10 protein-coding genes are annotated in these 7,854 nt (G+C 64.0%); 5 read left to right on the forward strand and 5 right to left on the reverse strand.

The genetic code is table 11. The features are described 5' to 3' along the window. On the reverse strand, window positions 1-279 hold a 279-nt coding region (locus EN893_RS11030), incomplete at its 3' end, for a YkvA family protein (RefSeq protein ID WP_164900798.1). A gap of 123 nt (window positions 280-402) precedes the next feature. Next, entirely contained in the window at window positions 403-699 is a 297-nt protein-coding gene (locus EN893_RS11035; RefSeq protein WP_127268361.1) for a 4a-hydroxytetrahydrobiopterin dehydratase, read from the reverse strand. Between the two features lie 50 nt (window positions 700-749). Between EN893_RS11035 and EN893_RS11040 the strand changes: the two genes are divergently transcribed. Beyond that, the gene (locus EN893_RS11040; protein ID WP_127268360.1) at window positions 750-1,268 is read left to right on the forward strand and encodes a low molecular weight protein-tyrosine-phosphatase; all 519 of its coding nucleotides are present in this window, start codon (window positions 750-752) and stop codon (window positions 1,266-1,268) included. On the opposite strand, the gene thpR is transcribed toward EN893_RS11040, so the two are convergent. Continuing rightward, window positions 1,172-1,768, reverse strand: a complete 597-nt coding sequence (gene thpR, locus EN893_RS11045; RefSeq protein ID WP_128361534.1) for an RNA 2',3'-cyclic phosphodiesterase — start codon at window positions 1,766-1,768, stop codon at window positions 1,172-1,174. The two genes, EN893_RS11040 and thpR, sit on opposite strands and share 97 nt — an antisense overlap. A 125-nt stretch (window positions 1,769-1,893) precedes the next feature. Beyond that, window positions 1,894-2,538 (reverse strand): arylesterase, encoded by a 645-nt coding sequence (locus EN893_RS11050; RefSeq protein WP_127268358.1) that lies wholly within the window; start codon window positions 2,536-2,538, stop codon window positions 1,894-1,896. 85 nt (window positions 2,539-2,623) lie between these two features. Here EN893_RS11050 and EN893_RS11055 point away from each other — a divergent pair, with 85 nt between their 5' ends. The 4 genes from EN893_RS11055 to EN893_RS11070 all read left to right on the forward strand — a co-directional run bounded on the left by EN893_RS11055 (window position 2,624) and on the right by EN893_RS11070 (window position 7,555). Further along, a complete protein-coding gene (locus EN893_RS11055) occupies window positions 2,624-3,319 on the forward strand; it encodes an ABC transporter ATP-binding protein (protein ID WP_127268357.1) in 696 nt (231 codons plus the stop codon). Beyond that, window positions 3,319-5,868, forward strand: coding sequence for an ABC transporter permease (locus EN893_RS11060; RefSeq protein WP_127268356.1), 2,550 nt, complete (start codon window positions 3,319-3,321; stop codon window positions 5,866-5,868). The genes EN893_RS11055 and EN893_RS11060 overlap by 1 nt, the downstream gene beginning before the upstream one ends. 228 nt (window positions 5,869-6,096) lie before the next feature. Further along, the gene (locus EN893_RS11065; RefSeq protein WP_127271172.1) at window positions 6,097-6,876 is read left to right on the forward strand and encodes a Bax inhibitor-1/YccA family protein; all 780 of its coding nucleotides are present in this window, start codon (window positions 6,097-6,099) and stop codon (window positions 6,874-6,876) included. A 106-nt stretch (window positions 6,877-6,982) separates the two neighbouring features. Next, window positions 6,983-7,555, forward strand: coding sequence for a GNAT family N-acetyltransferase (locus EN893_RS11070; RefSeq protein WP_127269005.1), 573 nt, complete (start codon window positions 6,983-6,985; stop codon window positions 7,553-7,555). 108 nt (window positions 7,556-7,663) lie between these two features. Here EN893_RS11070 and EN893_RS11075 read toward each other — a convergent pair. After that, the coding region (locus tag EN893_RS11075; protein WP_128361535.1) for a DUF2794 domain-containing protein at window positions 7,664-7,854 on the reverse strand (191 nt) is incomplete at its 5' end.

Here is a 7,854-nt window from a genome sequence, read left to right on the forward strand (position 1 = left end):
GAGCACGGCGATGTCGTCGGTGAAGCCAAGCCCGAAGACGAAGTCGGGGATGACATCCACCGGCAGCACGAAATAACCGAGCGCCGCGAGCAGAATGCCTTTGGCGCGCAGCGGGGTGTTCTTGTCCATGGCGCAGTAGTAGGCGGCCACGACCTCTTCCATGTAGGGGATCTGCAGCGCGGCCTTCTTGGCTGTGCGCCAGAATTTCTCGCGCACTTCGCTCTCGTTTGCCAGCTTGCCGCCAAAGCCGAAGAAATCAAAACCGGATTGTTGCGCCATCAGTGTCTCCTTGCGAGCGCCCATGCGCATCCGGCGCATGCCCGCGGGGGAAAATGTGGTGAAACCCGACCCCCGCTACAAGATGCTGGTGCCGATTTGGGCCTGCCGAGGCGATACCAGGCCTCAGGCGCCGGCAAAGCGGTTCATTTTCTTGGCCAGATCGATATCGAGCGTGGTGACGCCGCCGGCGTCGTGAGTGTTCAGCGTCACATCGACGGTCTTGTAGACATTCGACCAGTCGGGATGATGGTCCATCGTCTCGGCGGCAAGCGCGACGCGGGTCATGAAGGCGAAAGCCTCGGAGAAATTCGCGAAGGTGAATGTGCGCTTGATGGAAGCGCCGTCTTCCGCCAGCGCCCAGCCGTCAAGACCGGTCAATGCGGCTTCAGCGGCTTGCCTGCCCAGTTTCTCTCTCGCCATGTCCATATCCTGTGCTATTCGAAAACGACCCTTACCATAGCGACGGATCGATGAGCGCGAAGCCCATAAACTCCATTCTCTTCGTCTGCCTCGGCAATATCTGCCGGTCGCCGTTGGCGGAAGGTGTCTTCCGCGCGGTTTGGGCCGAGCGCGGGTCGGCCCGGGATATCCTGCTCGATTCAGCGGGAACCAGTGACTGGGAGGCCGGCTCTGCCCCCGATCGACGCGCGATCGCGATCGCGGTGCGGCACGGCGTCGACATTTCCGGGCAAAGGGCGCGCAAGGTCACGCCGCAGGACCTCCACCGTTTCGACCTGATCCTCGGCATGGACCGGTCGAATGTCGCCGACCTGAAGGCGCTGGCGCCGGCGGCCGTGCAGGACCGCATCCATCTGTTCCTGGAGTTCGCGCAGGGAAAGGCACGCGACGTGCCGGATCCTTATCATGACGAGGCAGAAGCCTTCGCTTCCGCCTATCGCATGATCCGCGAGGCGTCGGAGGCGCTGGCGACAAGGCTGGACGCGCGGGCGTCCGTGCCTGACAGCGGCCAGGCTTCCTCGACGATGTAGGGTCCACCGCCGACCGAATCGCGCGACGACATCAGCACGAAACGGCCGACGCGGAACGGCAGCGTCGAGAAATTGCCGCGCGCCGACAGATATTGGGCGACGTCCAGCGGGGTCGAATTGCGTAAGCGTGCCAGCGTGACATGCGGCATGAACTTGCGGGGATCGGCCGGGATGCCGAGCCGCTGGCAGATGCGGTCGATCTCGCCCTGAAGGGCGGCCAGACCGGGCGAGGCGGAAGCGCCTGCCCACACCGCATGTGGATTCTTCTGGCCGAAAGCGCCGACGCCGGACAGCGCCAGCGAGAAGGAAGGGCGGTGGACGCGGTCGAGCGCGTTGGCGATCTCGTCGGCGACATGGCCGGGAACATCGCCGATGAAGCGCAGCGTCAGATGGTAGTTTTCGACATCGATCCAGCGGGCTCCCGGCAAGCCGCCCCGCAGCAGGGACAGCGAAAGGGCAGCGTCACGCGGAATTTCGAGGGCGGTGAAAAGACGCGGCATGAAGAGCCTCCCTTCCTCGAATCGAACTGTCATCCCCAGCGAATCATCGATAGTCAAACGGAGCAAGAGGTTTGTTGGCCACAGTCCCTGTTAAAAGCCCCCTGCGCGGAAACAGTTCCAATCCGCTAGGAATCGCCCGGCACTGCAGCGATCACCTTCTCGACCGTCGGCAGGATGCGTTCGACTATCTGGTCGACGCCTTCAACGCTCGGATGCAGGCCGTCCTCGAGTTGCATGCCGGGCTGGCCGGCGACGCCGTCGAGAAAGAACGGGTAGAGTACGACGTCGTATTTCTTCGCCAGGTCCGGAAAAATGGCGTCGAACGCATTCTGGTAGTCGGGGCCAAGATTGGGTGCGGCACGCATGCCGGCCAGAAGCACGGCAATCTTGCGCTGCTTCAGCTTGCTCAGCATCTCGTCGAGGTTCTTCCTGGTGATGTCGGGCGAAACGCCGCGCAGCATGTCGTTGGCGCCGAGTTCGAGGATGACCAGTTGCGTGCCGTCGGGCACCGACCAGTCGAGCCGCGCCAGGCCACCGCTCGTCGTGTCGCCGGAAACGCCGGCATTGGCGACGCTCACATCATGGCCTTTGGCGCGAAGGGCAGCCTGCAGCCTGTCGGTAAAGCCCTGGTCAGGCCCAAGGCCATAGCCCGCCGTCAGGCTGTCGCCGAAGCCGACGATTTTGAACGGCTCGGCACGCGCTGACGGCATGGCGCCGCAAATGGCGAGGAAAACCATGAGGCCTGCGGCAATACTGCGTTTGAAAGACATGCGGCAGGCCCCATATGAGCTAGGAATTCTTCAGTCGACGGCTTCCGGCAAGCAGAGCCTTCCCAGATTATAGGACGATTTCATTTTGACAGAAGCCGTCATCGCGCTGAAAGATGTATCCCTGACCCTTGGCGAGGGCGCTTCATCGGTCCATGTGCTGAAGGGTGTCAGCCTTGATGTGGCGACCCGGGAGGCGACCGGCATCGTCGGGCCTTCGGGCTCCGGCAAGTCGACATTGCTGATGGTCCTGGCAGGCCTGGAAAGGGTCGATTCGGGTACGGTCCGAATCGCTGGTGAGTTGCTCAACGGCAAAAGCGAGGACCAGATTGCTTCGTTTCGAGGCCGAAACATTGGCATCGTGTTCCAGTCCTTCCATCTCATTCCCAACATGACGGCGCTCGAAAATGTCGCGGTGCCGCTGGAGCTGGCCGGCCATGCCGATCCGTTTTCGGTGGCGGCGCGCGAGCTGGAGGCGGTTGGCCTCAGCGACCGCGTCACCCACTATCCCGGCGAATTGTCGGGCGGCGAGCAGCAGCGCGTGGCGATCGCCCGCGCATTGGCGCCGTCGCCGCGCATCCTGATCGCCGACGAGCCGACCGGCAATCTCGACCAGGCGACCGGGCGGCAGGTCGCCGACCTCCTGTTTGCCAAGGCGGCCGAGCGCGGCATGACGCTGGTGCTGGTGACCCATGATCCGGCGCTCGCGGCACGCTGTTCGCGCCAGGTATCGATGCGCTCGGGCCGGATCGAGGCGCCGGCGCCTGTCAAGGTGACGGCCTGATGCCGCTGTCCCGGACGTTGAGGCTCGCGGTCCGCTTCTCGTTGCGCGAGATGCGCGGCGGCCTGTCCGGCTTCCTGATCTTTCTCGCCTGCATCGCGCTCGGCGTCGCGGCCATCGGCGGCGTCAACTCGGTGGCGCGTTCGATCACCGCCGGTGTCGCAAATCAGGGCCAGACGCTGCTGGGCGGCGACCTTCGCTTCGAGATCAATCAGCGTGACGCCAGCCAGGCGGAGCGCAGCTTCCTTGACGGGCTCGGCACAGTTTCCCGGACCGCCAGCATGCGTTCGATGGCGCGTCTGGCCGACGGATCCGACCAGGCGCTGGTCGAGGCCAAGGCGGTCGACCATGCCTATCCTCTCTATGGCACGCTGGAGACCGAGCCGGCACTGTCGAAACAGGAACTGTTCGGCGAAGAGTTCGGCGTCTTCGGTGCGGCGGCACCCGACCTTCTGTTCGAGCGGCTGCACGTCAAGATCGGCGACCGGCTGAAGCTTGGTACCGCCACTTTCGAACTGCGCGCCAGGCTGGTCGCCGAACCGGACGCCGTGTCCGACGGTTTCGGCTTCGCGCCAAGGCTGATGATCTCGACGGACGGGCTGGCGGCCACTGGACTGATCCAGCCGGGCAGCCTGGTCGAGAATGCCTACAAGATCCGCCTACCGGCAGACGCCGACGAGGCGCGACTGAAGGGCGTCCAGGACCAGGCGGCCACGGATTTCCCCGAAGCAGGCTGGTCGATCCGCACACGCAGCAACGCGGCGCCCGCGCTGTCGTCGAACATTGAACGTTTCTCTCAGTTCCTGACCCTGGTCGGGCTGACGGCGCTGGTGGTCGGCGGTGTGGGCGTCGCCAATGCGGTGCGCGCCTATCTCGACGGCAAGCGCGGCGTGATCGCCACCTTCAAGAGCCTGGGCGCTTCGGGCGGCTTCGTCTTTGCCGTCTATCTGGTGCAGATCCTGATCATTGCCGCATTGGGTATCGTGCTGGGCCTTGTGCTCGGCGCGCTGATGCCGTTCGCAGCGAGTGCGGCCTTGCAATCCGTCATTCCGGTGCCGGCCGCAGGCGGCTTCTATCCCGGCGCGCTCGGCATGGCGGCGCTGTTCGGCCTGCTGGTGACGTTGGCTTTCGCGTTGCTGCCGCTCGGCCGCGCCCGCGATGTGCCGGCAACCGCGCTGTTTCGCGAGATGGGGCTGGAAGGCCGCGGCTTGCCGCGCCCCGCCTATGTCGCGGCGGCCATAGGCATCGCGCTGTTGCTGGCGGCGCTGGCCATTCTGTTTTCCGGCGACCAGCGCATCGCCTCGATCTTTGTCGGCGCTACCGTCTTCGCCTTCCTGGTGCTGCGCGTGGTCTGCGCACTGGTGCAATGGGCGGCCAGGAAGAGCCCGCGCGTGCGCTTCGTGGCGCTCAGGCTCGCTATCGGCAACATCCATCGGCCAGGCGCGCTGACGCCATCGGTGGTGCTGTCCTTGGGGCTCGGCCTGACGCTGCTGGTGACGCTGGCGCTGATCGACGGCAATCTCAGGCGGCAGATCTCCGGCAGCCTGCCGGAACGGGCGCCGAACTTCTTCTTCGTCGACATCCAGAGCGCCGATGTCGCGTCGTTCTCGGCGCTGATCGGCAAGGAGGCGCCGCAGGGTGTGCTGGCCAAGGTGCCGATGCTGCGCGGCCGGGTGATGGCGCTGAACGGTATCGATGTCGACAAGGTGAAGGTGCCGGCGGAAGGCGCCTGGGTGCTGAGGGGCGACCGCGGCCTGACCTATGACACCCGGCAGCCGGAGAACGCGACGTTGACCGAGGGCAGTTGGTGGCCCGAAAATTACAGCGGCGAGCCGCTGGTTTCGTTTTCGGCGCAGGAAGGCAAGGAGATCGGGCTGAAGCTCGGCGATACCATCACCGTCAACGTGCTGGGACGCAATGTCACCGCCAGGATCGCCAATTTCCGCCAGGTCGAGTGGGAGACGATGGGCATCAATTTCGTCATGGTGTTCTCGCCCAACACATTCGCGGGCGCCCCGCATGGCTGGATGGCGACGCTGACCGAAAAGAGTACCTCGACGGCCGACGACGCCCGCATCCTCAACGCCGTCACCCGCGCCTTCCCGGCGGTGACGACGGTGCGGGTCAAGGACGCGCTCGATGTCGTCAACCGGCTGGTCGGACAGCTCGGCTCGGCGATCCGAGCCGCGGCCGGCGTGGCGCTGATCGCTTCGGTGCTGGTGCTGGCCGGCGCGCTCGCCGCCGGCAACCGGGCGCGCATCCATGATGCGGTGGTGCTGAAGACGCTGGGGGCGACACGCACGACGCTGATATCGGCCTTCTCGCTCGAATACATGCTGATCGGACTGGCCACCGCCATCTTCGCGCTGGCGGCGGGCAGTGCGGCGGCCTGGTTCGTCGTCGCGCGCATCATGACATTGCCGTCGCATTTCATGCCCGAGGTGGCAGTGGCGACCATTCTGTTTTCGCTGGTGATCACGGTCGGCATTGGTCTTGCCGGCACCTGGCGGGTGCTCGGCCACAAGGCAGCACCGGTGCTGCGCAATTTGTGACGACAGGCCCGGAAATGGGCATCCTGGATTAAATCTTGGTAAGAAAGCCCTCCGAAAAGCCGAAGAATCGGCACTTCGCCCTGTCACGAACCGTTACATCCGGTTACGGACTTGTTCTTGACGCGAATAACCATCATATTTCGCCACAGGCATGCTGGAGCCCTGCCAGCGGCGCCTGGGTCCGGAAGGACCTGACACCCGACGGGGCAGAAGCAATAGAGGACTACAATGGCTGATCCCATTCGCAACTACCAGACGCGCGCCGTGCCCGGCGTCAGCGTCGGTGCCGACATCGATCAGGGCCTGCGCGCCTATATGATCAGGGTCTACAATCTGATGGGGCTTGGCCTCCTCATCACTGGTCTTGCCGCGATCGGCACGATCATGCTGGCCACCACCACCGATCCGGCTTCGGCTGTCGCGACGCTGCCAAGCGGCGAGATGCTGACCTCCTTCGGCTACGCGATCTTCGGCTCGCCGCTGCGCTGGGTGGTGATGCTGGCGCCGCTGGCTGCCGTGCTGTTCCTGTCGTTCCGCGTTCAGTCGATGAGCGTTTCGGCGGCGCAGACGACGTTCTGGGTCTATGCCGGTCTCGTCGGCCTGTCGCTGTCTTCGATCTTCCTGGTCTACACCACGGCCAGCATCTCACAGACCTTCTTCGCCACGGCCGCCGCCTTCGGTGCGCTGTCGCTGTTCGGCTACACCACCAAGCGCGACCTGACGGCGATGGGCTCGTTCCTGATCATGGGCGTGTTCGGCATCATCATCGCGTCGGTGATCAATATCTTCCTGCAGTCGTCGGCGCTGTCCTTTGCCGTGTCGGCGATCGGCGTGCTGGTCTTCGCGGGCCTGACCGCCTATGACACGCAGAAGATCAAGGAGATGTATTTCGAGGGCGACACTTCCGACGTCGCCGGCCGCAAGGCGATCATGGGCGCTCTGACGCTCTATCTCGACTTCATCAACCTGTTCATGTTCCTGCTGCAGTTCATGGGCGACCGCCGCTAAAGCGGCATTGGACCATCAACTTCCGGAAGGGCGGCCCAACGGCCGCCCTTTTCTTTTGTCTTGGCCTTTGCTGTTATTGCGAGCAGAGAAACGGCATGCATAAACAATGAGCAATATTGCGATCCGGCCTGCCACGGTGGCCGACCTCGACAGCGTCACGGACATCTATGCCGATGCGGTGACCCAAGGCACGGCGAGCTATGAGCTGGAGCCGCCGAGCCGTGCGGAGATGGGTGTTCGATTCGACAGCCTGACGGCCGGCGGCTTTCCTTACCTGGTGGCGGAGAAGGACGGGACCGTTCTCGGCTACGCCTATGCCGGCGCCTTCCGGCCACGCCCGGCCTATCGCTTCATCGTCGAGGATTCGGTCTATGTCGCGCCCGAGGCCAAGGGCCAGGGCGTCGGGCTCAAGCTGATGCAAAGCCTGATCGAGGCAGTGACGACGGCGGGCTTTCGCCAGATCATCGCGGTGATCGGCGATGGCCGTCCCGACAGCGCCTCGGTGCGGTTGCACGAAAAGCTCGGCTTTCGCCATTCGGGACGCCTTGAAGGTTCCGGCTACAAGCATGGGCGCTGGCTGGACACGGTGTTCATGCAGCTGTCGCTGAATGGCGGTGCGACGCTGCCGCCCGATCCCGAATCGCTGCCGGAGCGGAAGTTTCGCCTTAGGGGGAACTGAAGAATTGAAGAATTGAAGAATTGAAGAAGATAGCGTCAGGCGCCGAGTGCCTTTTCATCAATTAATCAATTCTCCAGCTCTTCAATTCCCCTGCTCTAATTCCCCAGCTCAGGCTTCGACCAGCTTCAGCTTGCTGTCGAACACACCAAGCACGCGGCCAAGTTCCTGACCACGCTTCAAGATGCGGCCGCCGGCGGCGATGACGGCAAAAGCGCCCTGCTTGCGGGCCAGTTTCGGATCCTTGACGATCTGGAACAGCGGCACTTCGCTGGTGCGGCGGAATACGGAAAACACAGCGC

This window comes from Mesorhizobium sp. M7A.F.Ca.CA.004.04.2.1 (assembly GCF_004022825.1).
Classification (GTDB): Bacteria; Pseudomonadota; Alphaproteobacteria; order Rhizobiales; family Rhizobiaceae; genus Mesorhizobium.

Coding starts and splice junctions, on each gene's coding strand:
- EN893_RS11070 (WP_127269005.1), top strand. CDS start 6,983: ATGAGCAATATTGCGATCCGGCCTGCCACGGTGGCCGACCTCGACAGC.
- EN893_RS11065 (WP_127271172.1), top strand. CDS start 6,097: ATGGCTGATCCCATTCGCAACTACCAGACGCGCGCCGTGCCCGGCGTC.
- EN893_RS11050 (WP_127268358.1), bottom strand. CDS start 2,538: ATGTCTTTCAAACGCAGTATTGCCGCAGGCCTCATGGTTTTCCTCGCC.
- EN893_RS11060 (WP_127268356.1), top strand. CDS start 3,319: ATGCCGCTGTCCCGGACGTTGAGGCTCGCGGTCCGCTTCTCGTTGCGC.
- EN893_RS11040 (WP_127268360.1), top strand. CDS start 750: ATGAGCGCGAAGCCCATAAACTCCATTCTCTTCGTCTGCCTCGGCAAT.
- EN893_RS11035 (WP_127268361.1), bottom strand. CDS start 699: ATGGCGAGAGAGAAACTGGGCAGGCAAGCCGCTGAAGCCGCATTGACC.
- thpR (WP_128361534.1), bottom strand. CDS start 1,768: ATGCCGCGTCTTTTCACCGCCCTCGAAATTCCGCGTGACGCTGCCCTT.